Source organism: Streptosporangium minutum (assembly GCF_002149035.1).
Taxonomy (GTDB): Bacteria; Actinomycetota; Actinomycetes; order Streptosporangiales; family Streptosporangiaceae; genus Streptosporangium; species Streptosporangium minutum.
Genome location: NZ_NGFP01000174.1, coordinates 1 through 19,731 on the forward strand (window position 1 = coordinate 1; position 19,731 = coordinate 19,731).

General features: G+C 69.0%; 23 protein-coding genes and 1 pseudogene. 14 read left to right on the plus strand and 10 right to left on the minus strand.

Features of this window, described 5'->3' with window-relative positions:
* On the plus strand, positions 1-575 hold a 575-nt coding region (locus tag CA984_RS30100), incomplete at its 5' end, for an MFS transporter (protein ID WP_133061816.1).
* A 442-nt stretch (positions 576-1,017) separates the two neighbouring features.
* Positions 1,018-1,422: a DUF190 domain-containing protein gene (locus tag CA984_RS30105; protein WP_086576885.1), complete on the plus strand. Its 405-nt coding sequence runs from the start codon at positions 1,018-1,020 to the stop codon at positions 1,420-1,422.
* 78 nt (positions 1,423-1,500) lie between these two features.
* Here the strand turns inward: CA984_RS30105 and CA984_RS30110 are convergent, their stop codons facing one another.
* The 3 genes from CA984_RS30110 to CA984_RS30120 all read right to left on the minus strand — a co-directional run bounded on the left by CA984_RS30110 (position 1,501) and on the right by CA984_RS30120 (position 4,359).
* Entirely contained in the window at positions 1,501-2,505 is a 1,005-nt protein-coding gene (locus CA984_RS30110; protein ID WP_086576886.1) for a HEAT repeat domain-containing protein, read from the minus strand.
* A gap of 6 nt (positions 2,506-2,511) precedes the next feature.
* Positions 2,512-3,180, minus strand: coding sequence for a HEAT repeat domain-containing protein (locus CA984_RS30115; RefSeq protein WP_086576887.1), 669 nt, complete (start codon positions 3,178-3,180; stop codon positions 2,512-2,514).
* A gap of 207 nt (positions 3,181-3,387) precedes the next feature.
* The gene (locus CA984_RS30120; RefSeq protein ID WP_086576888.1) at positions 3,388-4,359 is read right to left on the minus strand and encodes a GlxA family transcriptional regulator; all 972 of its coding nucleotides are present in this window, start codon (positions 4,357-4,359) and stop codon (positions 3,388-3,390) included.
* Between the two features lie 72 nt (positions 4,360-4,431).
* Here CA984_RS30120 and CA984_RS30125 point away from each other — a divergent pair, with 72 nt between their 5' ends.
* The 4 genes from CA984_RS30125 (at position 4,432) to CA984_RS30140 (ending at position 8,758) form a co-directional block, all read left to right on the plus strand.
* Positions 4,432-5,637, plus strand: a complete 1,206-nt coding sequence (locus tag CA984_RS30125) for an MFS transporter (protein WP_086576889.1) — start codon at positions 4,432-4,434, stop codon at positions 5,635-5,637.
* A 415-nt stretch (positions 5,638-6,052) separates the two neighbouring features.
* Complete coding sequence (locus tag CA984_RS30130; RefSeq protein WP_086576890.1) at positions 6,053-6,784, plus strand: SDR family oxidoreductase; 732 nt, start codon at positions 6,053-6,055, stop codon at positions 6,782-6,784.
* A 120-nt stretch (positions 6,785-6,904) separates the two neighbouring features.
* On the plus strand, positions 6,905-7,336 hold the full coding sequence (locus tag CA984_RS30135; RefSeq protein WP_207621105.1) for a cupin domain-containing protein: 432 nt from the start codon (positions 6,905-6,907) through the stop codon (positions 7,334-7,336).
* Between the two features lie 105 nt (positions 7,337-7,441).
* The gene (locus CA984_RS30140) at positions 7,442-8,758 is read left to right on the plus strand and encodes a prolyl oligopeptidase family serine peptidase (protein ID WP_133061817.1); all 1,317 of its coding nucleotides are present in this window, start codon (positions 7,442-7,444) and stop codon (positions 8,756-8,758) included.
* 500 nt (positions 8,759-9,258) lie between these two features.
* On the opposite strand, the gene CA984_RS30150 is transcribed toward CA984_RS30140, so the two are convergent.
* From CA984_RS30150 to CA984_RS30160, 3 genes are all read right to left on the minus strand, one after another.
* Complete coding sequence (locus CA984_RS30150; RefSeq protein WP_086576893.1) at positions 9,259-9,849, minus strand: DinB family protein; 591 nt, start codon at positions 9,847-9,849, stop codon at positions 9,259-9,261.
* A 100-nt stretch (positions 9,850-9,949) separates the two neighbouring features.
* Positions 9,950-10,246, minus strand: coding sequence for a DUF4158 domain-containing protein (locus CA984_RS49380; protein ID WP_086576894.1), 297 nt, complete (start codon positions 10,244-10,246; stop codon positions 9,950-9,952).
* 44 nt (positions 10,247-10,290) lie between these two features.
* The gene (locus CA984_RS30160) at positions 10,291-10,929 is read right to left on the minus strand and encodes a TetR/AcrR family transcriptional regulator C-terminal domain-containing protein (protein WP_086576895.1); all 639 of its coding nucleotides are present in this window, start codon (positions 10,927-10,929) and stop codon (positions 10,291-10,293) included.
* 205 nt (positions 10,930-11,134) lie between these two features.
* Here CA984_RS30160 and CA984_RS30165 point away from each other — a divergent pair, with 205 nt between their 5' ends.
* The 6 genes from CA984_RS30165 (at position 11,135) to CA984_RS30185 (ending at position 15,046) form a co-directional block, all read left to right on the plus strand.
* Positions 11,135-12,346, plus strand: coding sequence for an FAD-dependent monooxygenase (locus tag CA984_RS30165; protein ID WP_086576896.1), 1,212 nt, complete (start codon positions 11,135-11,137; stop codon positions 12,344-12,346).
* Between the two features lie 122 nt (positions 12,347-12,468).
* The gene (locus CA984_RS45615; protein WP_133061818.1) at positions 12,469-12,756 is read left to right on the plus strand and encodes a hypothetical protein; all 288 of its coding nucleotides are present in this window, start codon (positions 12,469-12,471) and stop codon (positions 12,754-12,756) included.
* Complete coding sequence (locus tag CA984_RS30170; protein ID WP_086576897.1) at positions 12,753-13,457, plus strand: DUF998 domain-containing protein; 705 nt, start codon at positions 12,753-12,755, stop codon at positions 13,455-13,457. Before CA984_RS45615 ends, CA984_RS30170 begins: the two co-directional genes overlap by 4 nt.
* Positions 13,458-13,519: 62 nt before the next feature.
* Positions 13,520-13,771, plus strand: a complete 252-nt coding sequence (locus CA984_RS48275) for a glycosyltransferase (RefSeq protein ID WP_242676256.1) — start codon at positions 13,520-13,522, stop codon at positions 13,769-13,771.
* Positions 13,772-14,068: 297 nt separating this feature from the next.
* Entirely contained in the window at positions 14,069-14,473 is a 405-nt protein-coding gene (locus CA984_RS30180; RefSeq protein WP_086576898.1) for a DUF6069 family protein, read from the plus strand.
* A 126-nt stretch (positions 14,474-14,599) separates the two neighbouring features.
* Positions 14,600-15,046 (plus strand): SRPBCC family protein, encoded by a 447-nt coding sequence (locus CA984_RS30185; RefSeq protein WP_086576899.1) that lies wholly within the window; start codon positions 14,600-14,602, stop codon positions 15,044-15,046.
* 95 nt (positions 15,047-15,141) lie between these two features.
* On the opposite strand, the pseudogene CA984_RS30190 reads toward CA984_RS30185, so the two are convergent.
* A pseudogene (locus CA984_RS30190) lies at positions 15,142-15,528 on the minus strand (IS5 family transposase); the annotation flags it as partial.
* Positions 15,529-15,895: 367 nt separating this feature from the next.
* Here CA984_RS30190 and CA984_RS30195 point away from each other — a divergent pair.
* A complete protein-coding gene (locus tag CA984_RS30195) occupies positions 15,896-16,078 on the plus strand; it encodes a hypothetical protein (protein WP_086576900.1) in 183 nt (60 codons plus the stop codon).
* A gap of 447 nt (positions 16,079-16,525) precedes the next feature.
* On the opposite strand, the gene CA984_RS46520 is transcribed toward CA984_RS30195, so the two are convergent.
* The 3 genes from CA984_RS46520 to CA984_RS49385 form a co-directional block, all read right to left on the minus strand.
* On the minus strand, positions 16,526-16,666 hold the full coding sequence (locus CA984_RS46520) for a hypothetical protein (RefSeq protein WP_165781468.1): 141 nt from the start codon (positions 16,664-16,666) through the stop codon (positions 16,526-16,528).
* A 157-nt stretch (positions 16,667-16,823) separates the two neighbouring features.
* Positions 16,824-18,332, minus strand: coding sequence for a hypothetical protein (locus CA984_RS30200; protein ID WP_086576901.1), 1,509 nt, complete (start codon positions 18,330-18,332; stop codon positions 16,824-16,826).
* On the minus strand, positions 18,278-18,430 hold the full coding sequence (locus CA984_RS49385; RefSeq protein WP_423229340.1) for a DUF1190 domain-containing protein: 153 nt from the start codon (positions 18,428-18,430) through the stop codon (positions 18,278-18,280). The genes CA984_RS30200 and CA984_RS49385 overlap by 55 nt, the downstream gene beginning before the upstream one ends.
* Before the next feature lie 167 nt (positions 18,431-18,597).
* Between CA984_RS49385 and CA984_RS30205 the strand changes: the two genes are divergently transcribed.
* Positions 18,598-19,263: a recombinase family protein gene (locus tag CA984_RS30205; protein ID WP_165781469.1), complete on the plus strand. Its 666-nt coding sequence runs from the start codon at positions 18,598-18,600 to the stop codon at positions 19,261-19,263.
* Positions 19,264-19,731: the final 468 nt, after the last annotated feature.

The following is a 19,731-nucleotide window of genomic DNA, read 5'->3' on the forward strand; positions in this document are numbered from 1 at the left end:
CCCCCACCCGGACCCGCTGGTCCAGCTGGATCGTCCTCATGGGCGTCGTCGCCTTCGCCGGCCTCGTCGGCGAAGGCGCCGCCGTCGACTGGACCGCTGTCTACCTCTTCGAAGACCTGGGCGCCCCCCAGAGCGTCGCCGCCCTCGGCTTCGCCGTCTTCTCCACCGCCATGACCGCCGGCCGCTTCGCCGGAGACCACCTCGCCCAGCGCCTCGGCCCCGTCCGCCTGGTCCGCTACTCCGGACTCCTCGCCGCCCTGGGCCTGTCCACCGCACTGCTCATCGGCCGGGTCCCCATCGCCATCGCCGGCTTCGCCCTGTTCGGCCTGGGCCTGGCCACCATCGTCCCCCAGGTCTTCTCCGCCGCCGGAAACCACGACCCCGCCCGCGCGGGACAGGCCATCGCCCAGGTCGCCACCGTCGGCTACGCCGGGCTCGTCGCCGGGCCCGCCATCATCGGCGGCGCCGCCGAGATCATCGGCCTGCCCGGCGCCCTGGCCATCCCCGCTCTCCTCGCCGCCTTCATGGCAGCCTCGGCCGGCGCCCTGCGCCCCCGCATCCCGGCCGCCTCCTGAGGCAACGGCAACGCCGCCTCCACAGGGCATCCCGACCGCCGTACGGCCCGAGGATCACAGAGCGTGATCCTCACGCTCTTCTTGTGGGTGACAGAGTCTTTAGTCTGCTGTAAATGATCTTGAGGCCGGCCGGGCGCCTTTACAATGTAGATTAATAACGGCGAAGAGGGTTACCCCGCCGGCCAGGACGCGGACCGGCCCGCGCGGCCACCGCGCCCGTCGCCGCCCCCGTCATGGCGGCCGTCCCGCCGCGAAGATTGCCTCCTTCTGGGCCGCGCCCACCCGGCTCGCCCGCGATATAATCGCAGGTGAAACCTGCTTTTCGGGTTGTGGCGGTGGGGCCCGCCACCTCCGCCTGCGAGCGGGGACAACCACGAAGGCGCATCTTCGTCAACGGTCCCTACCAGTGGTGCTCCGTCTAGGTAGCTGGTAGGAGGCGGCCATGAGACTCCACGGCCCGGCACTACGGTTGACGATCCTGGTGTGCGAGAACGACATCTGGCACCACAAGCCCCTGTACTACGAGATCGTGCACCGCGCGCACGGCAGCGGCCTGGCCGGCGCCAGCGTGATGCGCGGCATCGAGGGATACGGCGCCTCCTGCCGCATCCACACCGCCCGTATCCTGTCGCTGTCGGACGAACTGCCGGTCACAATCACCATCATCGACTCCGAAGAGCGGATCCGCGCCTTCCTCCCCCAGCTGGACGAGCTCATGACCGAAGGGCTGGCAACCATCGAGCAGGTGGAGGCGATCCACTACGTTCGCCATCCCGTCCAGCAGGCCCCGCCCGACGCCTCGATGGCCGGCAACGCCTTCCCCCGCCAGGTTCCGGACGGCCGATAGAGCGGAGCGGCCGTCGTTCCCGTTCTCCCTGAACACCCATCCGGCGGCCGGCGGTGACAGCGCCCCAGGAAGGATCCGTCATCGCGCGTCGCGTATTCCGAGGATGTATGCCGCGGTAAGCGCAACGGCACGGTCTTCGTCATGTGACAGATCCGCCAGGGCATGTGACGCTGTGCTTCCCGGGATATCCGCGAGCGCCTGCGTCAGCCGTCGACGTGCGGACGATTCAACGGTGCCGTGGGCGAGGCGATCGACGAGCCCGGCGGCGATCCGATCGGCCGACGCGGGACGACTCGCCAGCGCGCTCAGCGCATCGGCCGCATCGACGTCATTCGTCCCCTCGACGACCATGTCGATGAGCGTCGGGACCGCGTCGGCTGCTCCACGTGCCCCGAGCGCCAGGGCCGCATACCTGCGGACCACGAGGTCGGGGTTGGCGAGGGCGTCCCGCAGCAGCGCGGTCGCCTCCCCGCCGGGAATCTCGGCGATGGACTGGACGGCACGTTTCCGCACCTCGGCCACCGGTGAGCCGAGGCCCTCCGCCAGCAGCGCCGATCCGCCATCGCCCGAACGCGCCAGAGCCCATCGGAGGGCTCCGGCGACGTTCGGGTCCGTCTCGCTCAGCACTGCCTCGACCAGTGCTTCCACCGGAACCGGAACCTCGTCGACCGCGGACAGGGCCGCGCGCTGGCGCTTCCCCGCGCTCTTCGACCCCAACGCCTGGAGGAGCGCGACGACCTGGAGGACGTCCTCCCAGCCGGCGGGTTCGGCGGCGCCGATCCGACGGAGTCGCGTGAGCAGCTCCGTCTCCCCTGCGATGCGTTCTCGCGTCTGGCGGATGAGGTCGCCGACGAGCTGTGAGGGCGCGAAGCCGGGATCATCGAGCGCGCGCCCGACTTCACGCAGCGACAGCCCCAATGACCGCAGGCTCTCGATATGGAAGATCCGCCGGATGTCCTCGCCGGAGTACTCCCGATAGCCGGCGTCGCTACGGCCCGTCGGCCGCACCAGGCCGAGCGAGTCGTAATGCCTGAGCATGCGGGCGCTGACCCCCGACCGTCGTGCCACATCACCGATCAACACCGCCTGTCACTCCTCCTGGCCGGCCCCGCCGAGGGCCACGACGCGCTTCGCCTCCTCGATCGCGAACCCGAATCCGGCATCCGGGTCGCGCAACAGCCGTTCCGTGGCGACCGCGTGCGCGCGCACGCGAGGGTCGAGATCCATCATCGCAGCGCGCAGAGGTGGCAGAATCACCTCACCGAGCGCGATCAGCGCCCGGCTGAGGCTCAGCTGCATCTCACGTTCGCCGCGCCCGAGCTGTGTCGACAACACTGCGGCCAACTCGTGCTCCTCCCCTTCGGGCACGAGCACGACCGCTGCCCGCCAAGCGCTCCGCGCCACCTCATCGTCGGCGTCGGACAGAAGCGCCCGTGTGATCGCCGGCCACGCCCGCCGATCCCCGATCTTGGACAGCGTGTGCAACGCCTGGCTCCGTGCCTGCGCACGCTCCGAGCGGACTTCGTCGAGAAGCTTCGGGACCGTCGTTGATGCCGAGTGGCGGGCGAGTGCCCACGTGAGCATGTCGCGCACGTAGAATTCGGGTTCGATCGCGCATCGTTCGATGAGCTTGTCGATGAACCGCGGGTCAGGGGTCGTGCCGACCGCCAGCGCCGCCCGCAGCCGCACTGACGAGCGGCTGTCCTCCAGCCCCTGGAGAGCTCGAATCGTATCCGTGTCCTGTTTCGGCATGGTCATTCGGGACCACCTCCTTGGCCACAGTGAAGACCTTGTCACCGTGTCAAGGTCAAGCGGGGCCCGCCGGGAGTTCGCCAGGTCCTCTCCGTCCACTCTCCTGTCCACTCTGTCCAGCGAGTTCGGTGCCCGGCACGTCAGATGAGACGGGCGTGACGTCATGAGAGCCCCGCCCATTGGTCGTGATCGCGGCGGAACCGGCCGGGAACTTCAGCGGAAGGAGCGGCGGTAGGCGGCCGGGGTGGTGCGCAGGGCGGTGTGGAAGCGGCGGCGGAGGTTGACCGCCGAGGAGAGGCCGACGCGGGTGGCGATGGTCTCGACGGGCAGGTCGGTCTCCTCCAGCAGGGCGCGGGTGGCGGCCAGGCGGCGTTCCAGCAGCCAGCGGGCGGGCGGGACACCGAGCTGGTCGGCGAACTGGCGGGTGAGGGTGCGGGGGGAGACACCCGAGTAGGCGGCCATGTCCTCGACGGTGATCTGGTCGGGCAGGCGCGAGAGGAGCCATCCGAGCAGGGGGGCCAGGGAGTCCGGCATGGGGCCGGTGGTGGGGAGGGAAGGGTACTGGCGCTGGCAGCCCTCGCGGTGCGGACCGGCGGCGAGCTGGCGGCCGATGCGCATGGCGTGGGCCGCGCCGTACTCCTGGAGGACCTGGTGAAGGCAGAGGTCGAGGGTGGCGGCCGAGGCTCCGGCGGTGGCGACGTCGCCGTGATCGACGTAAATGACGGTGTCGTCGAGGATGACGCGGGGGTGGCGGGCGGCGAGTTCGCCGGAGAGTTCCCAGTGGACGGAGGCGCGGCGGCCGTCCAGGAGGCCCAGGGCGGCGGGGATGAAGATTCCGGCACAGACGGCGACGATGCGGGCGCCTCGGGCATGGGCTCGGGACACCGCGTGGAGTACGGCGGGCGAGGGGGTCAGGGTCCAGCCCGCGATGACCACGGTGTGGGCGTCGTCGAGGGCTTCGAGACCGCTGTCCACCTGGATGGGGACGCCGAGGGTGGTGGGGAGGGAGCCGGGGTGTTCGGCGCACAGGCTGAAGCTGTAGTGCTGGGGGATGTCGGGGCCGTGGTAGCCGAAGACGGCCGAGGCGGAGGTGACCGGGTAGACCTCCTGGTTCGGGGCGACCAAGGCGACCACGCGATGAGGGCCGGGGGGCGTCGGGGGCGTTTCCAGGCAGTCCAGGGGCATGGCGCAAATGTACCTAATGATGTCATTTGGGACACCGGTGCTCTGATCTGGAAAAATCCAGAATTGGGGCTCATGTGGACGAGGAACTTCACCCTTTACTTCGGGGCCCGCACGATCTCGCTGCTCGGTGACGCGATGATGCCCGTCGCCTCGGCGCTGGCGATCGGGAAAGTTTACGGGATCGCGGGCGTCGGCTACGTGCTCGCGCTCTGGACCGCGTCGGCCGTGCTGGTCATGTTGTTCGGCGGGGTCGTCGCCGACCGGATCGGCGCCCGGCGCCTGATGATCGGCGCGGACGTGGTTAGGGTCGTCACCCAGGGGGTCGTGGCCGTCGCCTTCCTGGACGGCGCTCCGCCGTACGCCCTGTTGCTGGTGATGGCGTTCTTGTCGGGCGTGGGCGCCGGGATGTTCGAACCGGGCGTCAACGGCATGGTCTCCCTGATCGCCGAAGATCGGCAGCGGGCCAACGCGACGCTGAAGATCGCCGAGGCCGTCACCCATCTGGCGGGTCCCGCACTGGCCGGAGTCCTCATCATCGTCGCCGGGCCGGTCTTCGTCTACACGGTGGACGCCGCGACGTTCCTGGTCAGCGGGGTGTGCCTGCTGCTGGTCCGGGTCACCGTCCCCAGGCCGGAGCCCTCCAACGTGCTGAGCGACCTGCGCAGGGGGTGGGAGGAGTTCAAGGCCAGGAGCTGGATGTGGTCGGTCATCCTGGTCTGGGTGTTCTGGGGCGTTCTGGTGGTCGGGCCGTACGTGCCGCTGTCGTCGCAGGTCATCGGGGCCGACTACGGCTGGGTGATGGCGGCGCTCGGCCTCGGCACTGTGCTGGGCGGACTGGTGGCGATCAGGCTCAGGCCGCGCAGGCCGCTGGCAGCCGGGGCGGTGGCGCTGAGCGGGTACGTGGCGGTGCCGCTGACGGTAGCGCTCGGGCTGCCGCTGCCGCTGCTGATGGCCGGGCACCTGCTCGGGGGGTGCGCGTTGGCGTTCTGGTCGGTGATGTGGTCGACCAGCGTGCAGACGCAGGTCGCGCCGGACGTGGTGAACCGGGTCAACGCCTACCAGGTGGCCGGGTCGGTCGCGGGCATGGCAGTCGGGCAGGCGCTGGCCGGACCGGTCACCGTGCTGGTCGAACCGCGCGCCTTCATGCTGGGGTCGGCCCTGGTGACGGTCGGCGTGGTGGCGGCGCTGCTGTTGATCAAGCCGGTCAGACGGCTGGGCCGGGAACCTCAGGAGGCCGGAGGCCGCTCGGTCCCGGTCCCGGCCGACTTGCTGACGTAGTCGGTCGTCGTCTGCGGCCGGACGCAGGCGGCGAACGACGGCGTGCGATCCTCAGGCCGCTCGCCGTACCGGCGGCGACGTCGGTGAGGTCGGTGAGGTCGGTGAGGTCGTCGTGACCGCTTGCCCGCAGCCGCCTGGTCCTTTCGCATCCGACCGGCTCATCGCCACCACGAGAAGCAAGATCTTTCTCGCCGCCAACGGCTGTTCCGCTGCTGCCGAGGCGGGGCGTCGAGCCGGTCGCAGAGATTTTGGAACCTCTTGCGGGCGCCTTGGCGCCGCTCCCCGGCGGCGAGGGGTAGGTACCCGGCGGGAGGCCGGGGCGACGTGGCGGACCGGGGGCGGACGGGCCTGAGTCTTGCCCACACCCAGTCATGTGCCGGCCGGCGCGCCGGGGCCATGGAAGGCTGGACATGCCATGAAGTTCGCAGTCATCGGCGGAACCGGGCTGATCGGCTCGCAGGTCGTACGGAACCTGAACGCGGCCGGACACGAAGCGGTGCCGCATTCGCTGTCCACCGGGGTCGACGTGCTCACCGGTCAGGGCGTGGACGCGGCGCTGGCCGGCGCCGACGTGGTCGTCAACCTGACCAACTCCCCCACCTTCGACGACGCCTCCCCCGCCTTCTTCCGGACCTCGATGGACAACCTTCTGGCCGCGGCCCGGCGGTCAGGCGCCGGGCACTTCGTCATCCTGTCCATCGTCGGCGCCGACCAGGTGCCCGAGCTCGACTACTACCGCGCCAAGACCCTCCAGGAAGACATCCTCAAGGCCGGCCCCATCCCCTACTCCATCGTCCGCGCCACCCAGTTCATGGAGTTCGTCGCCGACGTCCTGTCCTGGACCGCCGACGACGACACCGTCCGGCTGCCTCGCACTCCCCTCCAGCCGGTCGCCGCGGCGGACGTCGCGGCCACCGTCGCCGACGTCGCGGCCGGATCACCCCTGGGCGGCACCCTCGACCTGGCCGGGCCGGACACCTACCCACTGGACGAACTGGGCCGGATCACCCTCGCCGCCAAGGGCGACAAGCGCTCGGTGACCACCGACGACACCGCCGGCATGTTCGCCGCCGTCCACGGCGACGTCCTCACCGCCGGGAACGGCGCCCGCATCGCCCCCACCCACTACACCGACTGGCTGAAGTAGAGCGCACCCCGCGTGCGCGATGCCGCCCGACCTCTGCGCCGGCATGGAGGACACGCGGTCCGCCCGCGGGCACGACGACCTCGTCACAACGGAAAACGACCGCAGAGGATGAAGGAACCCATGAGCATCGAACATTCGCACCACCTCGACAACCCCAACGCGACCACGCCACCGCCGAAGGTGGAACTCATCTCGTCGGTGCCGGCGCCGCCGGTGCCCGACAACGCCGAGGCGATGACGATCCTGGTCACCGTGCCGCCGGGCAGCGAGGGCTCGCCGCCGCACCGCCACACCGGTCCCGCGTTCGGGTACGTGATCAGAGGTGAGATGATCTTCGAGCTGGAAGGCGAACCGCAGCGGGTCGTCAGGGCCGGAGAGACGTTCTGGGAGCCGGGCGGCGACGTCATCCACTACCAGGACGGCAACAATTTGCCGGACGCCGAAACCGTGTTCGTCATCACGATGTTCGGTGTGGCCGGGCAGCCGATGCTCATCCCGGTGAGCGCCGAAGAGCTCGAAGAGCGGCGGGAGCGCCGGGCGCCCCGTCCGTGACGGGCCGGAACCTCAGGGTCCTCCGCTCGCGTCCGTGCGCCGAGCCGCAAAGTGGGGCGTCCGCCGCTCCCCGCGGCGCCGGGCCACCGGCGCCCGGTCCTCGTCATGGGGGACCGGTTGAGCGACTGCTCGCTGTACGTGGCGCCGCGCGCCGGGCTGGCCGATCCGGCCGCCTGCCCGTGGCGGCTGGTCGCGGGCGTGGCGGACGGCGTGACCGCCTTCGCCACCAGCCACGACACCCTCTACCTGGTCTCCCATCGGGACGCGCCCCGCTCCCGCGTGCTGGCCGTTCCGCTCGCCGTACCGGATCTGTCGCGCGCCCGGGTGGTCGTGCCCGCGGGTGAGCGGGCGGTGGAGACGGTGCGGGTCGTCGGTGATCGGCTGCTGGTGCGCGATCTCGACGGTGGCGTCAGCCGGGTACGGCACGTGCTCCTGTCCGGCGGCGAGCCCGCCGACCTCCCGCTGCCGGTGGACGGCGCGATCCTGGAGTGGACCACCCACCCCGAGCGGCCCGAGGCCCTGCTGCTGGTGGCCGGCTGGACCGACGCGCCGCGGCTCTACCGCTACGACGGCCAGTCCCTCCAGGACACCGGGCCGGCGCCCCGCTCACCGGTGGACTTCGGTGACGTGCAGGCCCGCACCCTGCATGTGCCCGCGCGGGACGGAACACCGATCCCGCTCACCGTCATCCACCACAAGGACCTGGAGCTGGACGGCGACAACCCGGCCGTGCTCACCGGCGAAGGCTCCTACGGGATCATCGACCTGCCGTGGTTCCGTCCCGAGATGCTCGCCTGGTACGAGCGCGGCGGCGTCTACGCGGTGGCGCACCTGCGCGGCGGCGGCGCCTATGGCCGCGAATGGCACGAGGCCGGGCGCGGCGAGCGCAAGGAGGCCACCATCACGGACTTCATCGACTGCGCCGAGCACCTCATCGCCCTGGGCTACACCCGGCCGGGGCGGCTGGCGGGCGAGGGCGTCAGCGCCGGCGGCATCCCCACCGGCGGCGCGCTGGTGCGCCGGCCGGAGCTGTGGGCGGCCATGGTGATGCACGTGCCGACGGTCAACGCCACACGGACCGAGTTCACCGAGAGCGGTCCGGTCAACGTGCCGGAGTTCGGCAGCGTCACCACCGAGGAGGGCCTGCGCGACCTGCTGATCATCGACGCCTACCTGCGGGTTCACGACGGCGTGCCGTACCCGGCGGTGCTGCTGACCACCGGCCTGCGCGACGCGCGGGTGCCGCCGTGGCAGCCGGCGAAGCTGGCCGCCCGCCTGCAGGCGGCCACGGACCCCGGCCGGCCGGTACTGCTGCGCGTCGAGGAGCACGGCGGGCACGGCGCCGGCTCGACCCGAGACCAGGAACATGCCCTGCTCGCCGATGTGCTGGCTTTCGTCCTGCACGCGTCCGACGGGTCATGATGACGACAGACATGTCGGGTACGGCGCAGGCGCACGCCCTCAACCACCTCACAACCCGGTCGATCCCGGCCTGCGTGTGACGCTCAACCTCCATCCCGACCACCTGGTGGGCGAGCCGGCGATCCTCGAGCGGCCGGCAAGGACGGCGTCTACCTGTCCCAGCTCGTCACCGGGACCGGCAACGGCGGCCTGACCGCCCATCCCGGCGGGGACAGGTGGCTCTGGGAGAGCCGCATCTTCGCGCGGGCGCCTACGAGGTGCCCGCGCGACAAGGTTGAGCAGACTGTCACCGCGTGGGTGGCGGTGCGCCGTCACGACGTCGTCTACCGCGGCAAAGCCGTCAAAGGGTCGTGGTGGCGGGCGCTCGCGACCAGAATCGAAGCGCACACCGATGAAGGGTCGTGGTGGCGGGCTGAAGCCCCCGCGCGCCGGCATCCGGCATGCGTCCACGCCCGGCCGTGCAGGAACGTCAGAAACCGCTTGGCCAGAACCCGTCCCTCTTAAGCCTTGATTGGTGCGGCCGCCCTGGCGGCCAGTTCGATCTTCGCGCAGTAGGCTGCACGGGCTTCCTCGTCGATCTGCCGCTCGTGTTCGGCGCGCAACCCGGTCCGGCCGTCGAGGCCCTCGCGCAGGATATCGGCGTGCCCGGCATGCCGGGTGGACTCGCCGAGGACATGGACCATGATGGCGAACAGGTTCGTGTGCCAGGCCGGTGTTGACTCCGGCCACCACGGCACGTGGCCGGGGGCGTCGAGGGGAAGCTCGTTGATCGTCGCGTCCGAGTGTTCCCACGTGCGCCGATAGAACCCGATGATCTGATCGCGGGTCTCGTCCGCGGTCGCCCACAGATCGCTGCCGTTGGAGTCCTGCCACCGGGGCAGCGGTTCCGGGGAAGGGCGGTCGAAGACCTCGCCGAAGTACCTGGCCTCGATGCTGGCCACGTGTTTGACCAGGCCCAGGAGGTTGGTCCCGGTCGCCGTCAAAGGTCGGCGGGCGTCGTATTCGGACAAGCCGTCGAGTTTCCAGAGCAGCGCCTTGCGGTCCCGCCGCAGTCTCCCGTGCAGGTTGTCTTTCGCGAAATCGTCAATCATGGGTCGCGATTCTGTCAGGCTGCGCCGGTGGGCTCAGGTTGCGAGCTGCCTGGCGTCGGCTCCGCCCCACGACACCGACTCATCGGCGGCCACCGCTCGTTCAGCCCGGTAGTGCCGCTCGGCCGCACCTGACCTGCCCAACATGCCGTACGGACCCCCAGATACTGTGCGTCAAGTAGCCGCCCACACCACTTGAAGTACTTGTTCTACGACTGAGAGTCACCAAAGACAGCCGCGACTCCCGGTCGTCGAAGTCGTGGTAGCCGTAGGCGTCCCGGATCATCCACGCGTGCTCATAGGCCGTCTTCGGCCGTTCGACGTACCTCTTCACCTGCGAGGGATCATCGCCGCCTCGGCTACGCCAACGACCGGTATCTGAAGCTGTATACCGACCCACCCGACGACGTCGCCGCCGCCTACGTCGAGGTCAGGTCATGGCGATCAGCGGTGCAGCCGCGCTGCGAGTCCATCGAGGATGATGTCGAGGTGCCGCCCGAACCGTGCGTGGCGGTCATCGGGCAGGCGACCCACGGCTTTGATCAGGTCGGCCCCCTCGCCCAGCCAAGCATCGCGTCCGGCGGCTGAGTATCGACCTGGGGCAGTCTCGTCCGACTGCATCCGCTCCTGTTCCTCGATGACGAACCCGACGACGAACGCGGTGACCACGTCGATGGCATCGTCGGCATCGGCAAGGGTGAATCCGACCGCTATGAAGCGCGCGAGCCAGCTTTCCTTTGCTTTCACCACGTCCGGGTCTGACAAGCGCGTGCCGCTGAAGATGCGGGCCCCGTCCCGGTGACACAGGTATTCCATGCGCAGGATGCGGCCGTAGTCGGCGAGGTTGGCACGCCAGCCGGCGCCAGGCGGGATCTTCGACAGCGCATCCGTGACGCGGCGCATAACGAACGTGCTCATCTCGTCGAGCAGTTCCTGTTTGTTGCGGATGTGCCAGTACAGCGCGGGTGCTCGCACGTCGAGCCTTGCAGCGAGCGCACGGACGGTGAGTGCGTCCATGCCCTTCTCGTTGAGCAGCTCGAGCGCTGCCGCCACGATCCGTTCCTTGTTTATGCCCTTTGCCACGGTTGACACCTTAACAAAGTTCAGGCACGCTTGCTCCAAGCTAGCTGAACTTAGTTAAGGAGTCGCGCCCGCGGTCCCTGGGTGCACGAGCGGTCATTGCGGCCATGCGGCTCCCGCAGGCGACGGAGCGGCTGCCCGCCAGGCGTTATGAGCGTTGCCTCCGTCACCGGAACAACCAGCTGGATCAGGAAGAGGGGAACACATCATGCAGAAACGTGCGTTGGTCGTCGGTCTGGGAATCGCGGGCATGTCCGCGGCCATCGGGCTGCGCCGAGCGGGATGGACGCCCGTGATCATCGAGCGGGCTGCCGAGCGTCGAACTGGGGGCTACTTCATCTTCCTGTTCCCGGAGGGTCGGCAGGCCGCTGCCGACCTGGGCATCGCCGACCACCTGCACACCCGCAACCCGGCGTGGAAGGAGGGCGGGAACACTTGGGCGCTGGATCGTCGTGGCAACCCGAAGCCGGAACTGGGGTTCCTGGACCAGCCTGGTCCGGCGGCGGTGTTGCGTGGCGACATCGAGGCCGCGCTGTGGCAGAGCATCACCGACGACGGTGTTGAGGACCCGGTCGAGGTGCGGTTCGCCACCACCCCAATCGAGATCATCCAGGGCGTCGACGGAGTGCAGGTCCTGCTCGAAAACGCCGGTTCCGGCGCGCAGTACCGCGAGACGTTCGATCTTGTGGTCGGAGCGGACGGGCTGCGCTCGACCGTGCGCCGGATGGTGTTCGGCCCGGACGAGGATTACATGACGGATTGGAACGCGATGGTGTGTGCCTTCCAGCTCAAGGAGCACGTGCCCTCGTTCGCTCCGACCGACACCGTCGTCGTCCCGCGCGCCAAGCGCGCGGCGTGGGTGTTCGGGTTCGCTGATCACGCGCCCACGACGCTGCTGACGTACCGGACCGATGACATCCAGAAGCAGTTCAGCGGGTCGCGGATCGAGCAGCTGCGGTCGGTCTACTCGGGAATGGACGACCCGGTGGTGCGCCACATCCTGGACTCCCTGGCGGATGCGCCCGACGTCCTGTTCGACTCGGTCCACCAGGTGAAGATGCCGCGGTGGAGCTCGGGCTGGGTGGTCCTGCTCGGTGATGCGGCGTGGTGCCTGACCACCTACTCGGGTATGGGTGCTTCGGCCTCGCTGTGTGGCGGCGCTGCTCTCGGCAAGGCCATGCAGGAGCACCCCGACGATCTCGACGACGCTCTGAACGCGTGGGAGACCGGGCTTCGTCCGTTCATCACCGAGCAACAGCGCACCGCGAAGATCAAGCAGCAGAGGTTCGTTCCTTCGAGCAAGCCGGCAGCGGCGTTGCGCGCGTTCGTCCTCGGTGTTGCCCGCAGGATCATTCACCGTCGGCTCGTCGCCGAGTCGTCTGAACGTCCGGCTCCGGTCGTGTCCGGCACGGCTCGGTGACGACATCCATTGCGGGAGGCCGGTCCCGGAGAGGCAGCCACGGCGACGGCTGATGTTCCGCATCCTCACGTTGATCGCAGTAGTCGCATTTCATCTGCGTGCTGGCTGGGCCGGTTCTGGCCGTGGGCGTCGACGACGCCTTGCCGGCGAAGAAGTCCGATCAGCAGCCGGTTGTCCGGCTGGCGACGATCACCGTCTGGAGCCAGTCGGTGGACGTGTCGTGTTCGGGCGTACCGCTGGAAGACCGGCTGTTGGTCGTGCCGCCGGCCCAGCCCGGAGACGGCCGGCTGCCCCGTCGCGCCATCAGATGGCGACTGACTACCGCTCAACGCCGGCGCGCCGCTTGTTCGCCGTCGCGCGCACCTGAATCGGCATACGTCCGCATACAGACCAACGAGGTGACAACATGACCACTCAGTCGATCGCTTTGCGTTCCCGTGCCGCAGAACCTGGGAACCAACCCAGTACCGGCGGCGCACGCCCGGTATCGCCGCGCACCCTGGCCATGCTCGGGATCGCGCTCGCCGCCGCGACGTTCGTCGTCCTCGAGCTGATCGGTGCGGGCAGAATGGATTTCTTCGCCCAGACGATCAGCGACTACATCGCACTTCCAGCGGGGGCACCGTTGATCGGGATTGCCGCTGCAGGCTTGGTCATAGCCGGGCTTGCCGCAGCGTCGACCATGACCGCGGTGGTTCGTCGAGTGCTTCTGGGGTGGTGCGCGGCCGTGGCTATGCTCGCTGTGTTCCCCACGAGTTTGCCGGACGAGCCGGTTCATCTCTCGGGCCAGATACATCGCTGGGCGGGTGCTCTGGTGTTCATCCTGCTGCCGGTCGCCGGCGCACTCGCCGCCCGTTCGGCCGGCGCGCGGCGGTGGGATCTGACCATCGCGACGGTCGCCGCCGCTATTGGTTCGGCCACGTTCCTGCTTCCCCACGTGCCGCACATCCTGGTCGGCATGGGCCTGCCCGGCTGGCTGGGGCTGGCCGAGCGGGGGGCACTCGTCGCACTGGCGGCTCTGCTGTTGCGGCTGACCGCACTCACCGGCGTTCCGACGACACGGCCACTGGCGGCAGCCGGGGCAGGAGTCGAGTTGCGGAGCGCGTCGTGAACCGCCGTCCTGGGCGCGTACGTCGCGCACCGATCTTTTGCGCTTTCACCGAGGAGACAACCATGAGCGCCCACTGCGATCAGGCGGTTCGAGTGAGGTTCCGTGGCCTGGTGGGTGAAGACGAGCTGATCTCGGCCTATCGCAGCTGCGTGGTGTTCTGCATGCCGAGCATCGCCGAACTGCAGAGCCTGGCGACGCTGGAAGCCATGTCTGCCGGCCGTCCGGTGGTGGCTGCGGATGCAGTAGCTCTCCCGCTCCTCGTCCGCCACGGTACAACGGGCTGCTCGTCCCGCCAGGCGACATTCCAGCGTTAGCCGCGGCGCTGCGTTCCATGCTCGCCGATCCGGCGGCCAGAAGCGGACGGGTGCGGCCAGCCGCCAGATCGCCGCAGCACGCGATCTTGACGTCACCCTCGACAAGTTCGAGGTGCATCTATGCGAGCCACCGACATTTCACGGGCAAGCGACCTCGTGAAGTCCGGATCGGCGTCATGGCCGGTGTCGACGAGGCTGCCTGATCGGGGAACAGCCGTCCCTCGTCGGCGGCCCCTGCGATCGCCCATCGGAACGCTACCCGTTGCGGCCGTCTGCCGCTGACCCGAAGGAACCTTCATGATCACCAAGTCCCTCGCCCGCAGATTCGGCTTCGCCGTGCTGACCGCCACCGGCGGCGCCGGCATCCTCAACGCCCTGATCACGCTCGCCGCGCAGGCTCTCGGTGCAGACGCTGCTGTCGTTCCAGGTCTGACCCCACCTGCCTACCTTTCGTTGACCCTGATCGGCGTCATCCTGGGTGCTGCGGGCTGGACGGTCGCGCGCCGCTTCGCCGAAGACCCCGCCAGGGTCCTGTCCTGGCTGGTGCCGCTGGTCATGGTCATCTCGCTAATCCCCGATGTGCTGATCGCGCTGTCCCTGGATTTGGTCGGTGGCATCACCCTGGGCCTCATGCATTTCGCGGTCCTCTCCGTCGCTCTTCCGACCTTCCGGCGTTTCCTGCCCCTGTCCGAGACCCGGTGACGTCGGCAGCCGCGCGAGGGGCACCGCGCCGGTGCGCGGCGATCCTTCACGCTCACTGCGAGCACGGACATCGGTGCGCGATCAAGCGAACATCCCCGCAACCTACGCGATGAACAAGAGGACATCATGCTTCACTACGCCGTTTCTGCCTTCTCCGCAGCGCCCCGGGAAGCGATTTGGGCGCTACTTGTCGATGCCGAGTCGTGGCCTAGGTGGTCGTCGCTAGGCGACCTGGATCGAGAGCGCTCGGCAGACCTCAATCCGGCCGGCCGTGATCAGGTGGGAGCGGTTCGCGCATTCCGCAAGGGCAAGAACGTCAGCCGGGAGCAGATCACGGAACTGCAGGAGCCAGCCTTGTTCGCCTACGAGGCAGAGTTCCTGCCGATCATCCGTGACTACCGGGCCCGAGTCGAACTGAAGCCCACCGACGGTGGGACTCTCATCCATTGGCAGGGTCAGTACACCACGTCGTGGTGGTCGCGCTGGTTCGCGCAGCGCTTCTTGCAGCGCCTCGTACAGCGGCTGGCCGATGACCTCGCCGCGCACGCCAGCCAGCAGAACAGCCGTACGTGACGACAGCGACCATGGCGGCGAGGACGGCAGCGTGACGAGCGCCTGAGGAGGCGGAGATGGTGGTGATCGAACTGGTCGGTCCGTTAGAGCGTGACTCATTTGGCGAGTCGGCGACAGCAAATAAGTGCGGCAGTCAGAGCGACGAAGGACGCGAAGTGATCGGCGCGGCGCTCGTAGCGGCGATGCAGCCGACGGCATCCACTCAACCAGGCGATCGTGCGCTCGATCACCCACCGGTGCCGGCCCAGGCGCTGGCTGGACTCCACGCCGCGCCGCGCGATGCGCGGGGTGATGCCACGCTGCCGCAGGAAACGCCGAACGCCCGGGTAGTCATATCCCTTGTCACCATGCAGCTTGGCCGGTCGGCGGCGACGCCGCCCGCGCCGGGAGCGGATCGGCGGGATGCCCCGCACCAGTGGCTCAACCGCCAAACTGTCATGGACGTTGGCCGCCGAGATCGCGACAGAGATCGGCAGACCGGTCCGCCGCCAGGTGCGGACGAACCTGACGACGACCTGGCCCAGGCGCTCGACGTCGCGGCGATCCTCGGCGACCCACGCCGCCAGCTCCGGATGACGGTCACGCGGGTCGACATCCGAGCGCGGCCGCCGTCCTCTGGGATGAGGTCGGGCCGGGTGGAAGGTTGGGGGGATCAGACGGGCGGCAGGAGGAGCCGTCCTCTGGCACGAAGCCGAACCCCGGCCCCGCCTCGGCAAGCGCGGACTGCTCCACCGGAAGCGTCCCGCCATCGCAGGGACCGCCCGCCAGATCGACGTACACGAGGCCGTCGCTCATCGGAACCGGCGTCTCAGCCTCAGCCGACGCCCCGGAGAGCTGTAAGATCCCGGGATGAGTGACGATGAGTGGAATGACATCATGCATTCGGCGAAGCAGGGCGAGTGCGGCCCTTGGACGTGCCCTGAGTGCGACGAGTACACCGTCCACTCGGGTGAGCGGTTCGAGCAGGGTCACGTGGTGGAGTACTCACTGATGTGCTTCGGCTGCGAGGCAGAGGTCGTTGCACCTGCCTGAACTCGACCCTACGAGGCGTCCTCCTCCCGATCCCTCCGGGCCCTGGAGGAAGCCATAGCCCCGGATGCGCCAGGCACACGCCAAGGCCTGCGACGCCCTCGCCCCGCAGACTGACGAGCCGATCGCCCGCTAGACCGAGAGGGCGCCCTAAAGGCCCATCAGTGGCCTGAGCTGGGCCCTAGACCCTAGAAGGCTGCCGGACAGCCCCGCGGATGAGGACTTTCTCCACGGTTTCAAGGCGGCCCGCCACGGCGGCCCGCTGGCGTTCGCGGGCCGGGCTGCGGCTCTCCGGCCGGTCCCGGCCCGCGACGCCCAGGCCCTCGACAGGCGGTTGTCGAAAGAATCAAGCGCCTCGTCAACGAGGACCAGGAGCAAGCCGCCGGAGCCGGTCGACGCAGTTGCCGAAAGATTCAGCGGGGCTCTGGCTCAGTTGTTCGCGATGGCCCCCTACGCGTTCGCCAGCCGATTGACCGCCGAGGCCAGCGCGAGGATGGCCAGCACCTGCGCGCCCTCGTTCTTTCTATCGGCGAGAGCATTCAACGCGGCGAGCTCGTGAGCACCGGGTCCGATCATGTAGCTGTCGCTCATCGTCACCTCTCTGCGGGAGTCGGACTTCAGGAGAACACGACCTCTGGGAGCGAGTTGCCGAATTGTTCTTATAGGGGTCAGGGGGGTGGGAACTGAACTGGAGTCCCGTGTCCTGTTCCGCGTGAGCTGAGCCGCGCGCCCGCACAGGCCATCTGGATCAGGGGATAAGCTCTCGCATCACGGCGAGCGGCAACGACGGGTTAGCGGCCGCGTCCTCTACTACCTGCCAGTCTTCGTCGTGGAGTAGTTCGACGATCGCCGAGAGCGGCAAGGCGGGGTGGCGGGCGGCCAAGGGCCTGGCCTGGCGATCGTCGAGGCAGGCCAGCAGCGCCACGGCCGTGGCGCTGGGATGCCGAGCGATCTCGCGGAACGCCTTCTGCACCGGCGGCCGGTGTTGAGCAAGGTCCTCCAGCAACCGGGCCGTGGCGTCCGGGTTGACGGCCACTTTCGCAAGCACCAGCGCACCGTGGCGCGTGACCATCGCACGGAGCTGCGCCTCGGACAGGCCCGGGTGCGGCGCGACGGATTTGACCACCTTCGCATCGGGATCGTCGGCGAGCGCGTCACGGATCTCGGGTGACAGGTCGCGCCGCTGGGCGAGCAGCATGCGTACCGCCGGGATCGCTGACGCGGCCAGTGCCGTGACTTCGGCCCCAGAGGCAGATGCGATGCGCGGCAGGAGTACTGGGCCGATCCGGGTGTTGCCTGCGACGTCGGACAGAACGTCGAGCGGCAGCCCGGGATTGTGGGCAAGTCGACGCTGGACGTCGTGGCCGCGATCGGTGGCCAGGGTGCGGATCAGGTTCTCGCTGATCGAGGGGTTGTCCGCGAGCGTTGCGCGTACCCACGGGATGGGATCCTCGGCAAGCTGCGCGTACACCTGTGCGGGCAGATCGGTGCGGGCCGCCAACTCGACGCGCATCAGAGTCGAAGGATGGCTGACGAAGCCCACAACGGCGTCGACCGGGGCAGCCGGGTTCCGAAGCGCCATCTGCTGAATCTCCTGCGCAGCCGACTCATGGGAGCCATCGCAGGAAGCGCCCGGCGGCAGTGAGCAGTCAGATCGTTCGCAGCTCGGATCGTGAACGAACGGGACCGGTTCTCGATCACAGAGCACGCAGGACCGCGCCGACGGCAGCCCGTCACCGGTCAGCAACGACGCCAGTACAGTTGCTGGCGTCGCTTCGTTGGCCGCCACCGAACGACGAACATCGGCATGCGAATGCGCCGCAAGCTCGCCAGCGATGTCCGCGGGCGCCCACAACGCGAGCTCGACGACCACCCGGACATCGGGGTCGGAGCCGAGTATCTGCATCACATCGTGTGGCAGGCCGGGGCAGGCCGCCAGCTTCTCCCGCGTCTCCGCCAGAGGATCGGCAGCGAGAAGTCTCGCCCACTCCGGCCTGCCGGAACGTTCTTCGAGGAGGGCGAGTGCGACACGTGGCTGGGCTACCGGATCGACGTCGTCGGCCGTGAGCCGCCCTTCGTGGGCGAGTCGTATGGCGGCTCCCTCGAAGCGTGACAGCGCGGCTACCTGTACGCGGCTGAGATCCGACCGGCAGGCCACGGCCTCGGCGACGTCCGCGTCCGCAGTCGCGATGAGCTGATCGATCAGTTCGGGCGGTAGCGCCGTGTTCTCGGCCAGCCCGAGGAGAGCATGTTGCACAGGAGGAATCCTGCCCGAGCAGGAATCGAACGGCCATCCGAATACGACGCTTGCGCGGACGTTCCGCACTGCGAGCTCCCGTGTTCGAGGCCCGCAATGGAATCTGACGATCGTTAGATGCACGATCGGCCAGGCCCTACCGGACGCCCGATTCGACCCAGCCCGGCTGTGCATCAACGCGTGCATCAAAGGTGCTCGCGTCGTTGATTTGATGCACGGGTTTGATGCACGGGTTTGATGCACGGGTTTGATGCACACTCGGGCTTTGACGAGGCGCCCTGCGAAGTCCGACGCCCGCCCGATCGACCACGGCCGCTTCGGATACGCCCGCGTGTCCACCCGAGGCCAGACCCTGGAGGTCCAGCTAGCCGCGCTGAACGAGGCCGGCGTCGCCGCGGCCGACGTCTTCGCCGAGAAGAAGTCCGGCAAGGCAGGCAGCCCCCGCCCACAGTGGGAGGACGTGCGTTCTCGACTGCGCCCCGGCGACACACTGGTGGTGAGCAGGCTGGACCGCATAGGCCGCGACATGCGGGAGGTTATGGAGACCGCCTGGTCCCTGCAAGACCTCGGGGCCAAGCTGGAGATCCTCTCCGGGCCGCTCGCCGGCATCTACGACCCCCGCGGCATGGGACAGATCTTCTTCGCCGTGCTCGCCGGTTTCGCCCAGATCGAACGCGAGATGATGATCGAACGGACCCGCGACGGGCTCACCCTGGCCGCCGCCGAAGGTCGGCACGGTGGCCGCCCGGCGGTGATCTCCAAGGACATGATGCGCGTCGCGCTCGGTCGCCGGGCCGATGGCGAGTCCGTCACCGGCATCGCCAAAGGGCTGACGTATAAGACCGCGAGCGGCGAGGAACGGACGGTCTCCCGCCGCGCGCTCTACAACGCGTTCAAGGCTCACGACGCCGAACGAGCCTCGATCGCGTAGGCCATCTGAGCAGCACGTTTATGTTTTCAAGATCGGGTAATGGCCCCTTTCTCACGTATTCAGTTCTCACCCCAGGTAGGCGGCGACCTCGTCGTAGCCGGCCTTGCCGAACCCACCCGCGGCCACATACGCGGCCTCGGCGGCGTAGAACCTCTCCATCACCGCCCAGGCGTCCTCCCGCGACCGCCCGTCCGCGATCCACCAGCCCGCTCCCCCGCCAGGTCCGTCGTAGTCATGGTCTCAAGCCTTACCGATACCTCAGCGCCGCGCTGGCGGTAATCAGACCTCCCAGCGCGCGGTTTCAGGGCCCCGGGGGCGTCGGCGGGGCCGTCGCCGGCCGTTCGAGTGGTCGGCGAGAGCGTCCTGAGAAGGTCGGTGGGGTCAGGTGACCTCCCCGCCCGCCGGCCGGGAGGCCCCGCGGCCGCGGGACGGCCCCGCCGATCGCGCTCGAAAGGACTGGTTCCGTGT

Excerpts from the sequence above, each read along its gene's own strand:
- CA984_RS48275 (WP_242676256.1), top strand. The coding sequence starts at position 13,520 with ATGAGCGCCCACTGCGATCAGGCGGTTCGAGTGAGGTTCCGTGGCCTG.
- CA984_RS30140 (WP_133061817.1), top strand. The coding sequence starts at position 7,442 with ATGGGGGACCGGTTGAGCGACTGCTCGCTGTACGTGGCGCCGCGCGCC.
- CA984_RS30120 (WP_086576888.1), bottom strand. The coding sequence starts at position 4,359 with ATGCCCCTGGACTGCCTGGAAACGCCCCCGACGCCCCCCGGCCCTCAT.
- CA984_RS30135 (WP_207621105.1), top strand. The coding sequence starts at position 6,905 with ATGAGCATCGAACATTCGCACCACCTCGACAACCCCAACGCGACCACG.
- CA984_RS46520 (WP_165781468.1), bottom strand. The coding sequence starts at position 16,666 with ATGAGCGACAGCTACATGATCGGACCCGGTGCTCACGAGCTCGCCGCG.
- CA984_RS30105 (WP_086576885.1), top strand. The coding sequence starts at position 1,018 with ATGAGACTCCACGGCCCGGCACTACGGTTGACGATCCTGGTGTGCGAG.
- CA984_RS30130 (WP_086576890.1), top strand. The coding sequence starts at position 6,053 with ATGAAGTTCGCAGTCATCGGCGGAACCGGGCTGATCGGCTCGCAGGTC.
- CA984_RS30185 (WP_086576899.1), top strand. The coding sequence starts at position 14,600 with ATGCTTCACTACGCCGTTTCTGCCTTCTCCGCAGCGCCCCGGGAAGCG.
- CA984_RS30180 (WP_086576898.1), top strand. The coding sequence starts at position 14,069 with ATGATCACCAAGTCCCTCGCCCGCAGATTCGGCTTCGCCGTGCTGACC.
- CA984_RS30125 (WP_086576889.1), top strand. The coding sequence starts at position 4,432 with ATGTGGACGAGGAACTTCACCCTTTACTTCGGGGCCCGCACGATCTCG.
- CA984_RS30170 (WP_086576897.1), top strand. The coding sequence starts at position 12,753 with ATGACCACTCAGTCGATCGCTTTGCGTTCCCGTGCCGCAGAACCTGGG.
- CA984_RS30165 (WP_086576896.1), top strand. The coding sequence starts at position 11,135 with ATGCAGAAACGTGCGTTGGTCGTCGGTCTGGGAATCGCGGGCATGTCC.
- CA984_RS30115 (WP_086576887.1), bottom strand. The coding sequence starts at position 3,180 with ATGACCATGCCGAAACAGGACACGGATACGATTCGAGCTCTCCAGGGG.
- CA984_RS30150 (WP_086576893.1), bottom strand. The coding sequence starts at position 9,849 with ATGATTGACGATTTCGCGAAAGACAACCTGCACGGGAGACTGCGGCGG.
- CA984_RS30195 (WP_086576900.1), top strand. The coding sequence starts at position 15,896 with ATGAGTGACGATGAGTGGAATGACATCATGCATTCGGCGAAGCAGGGC.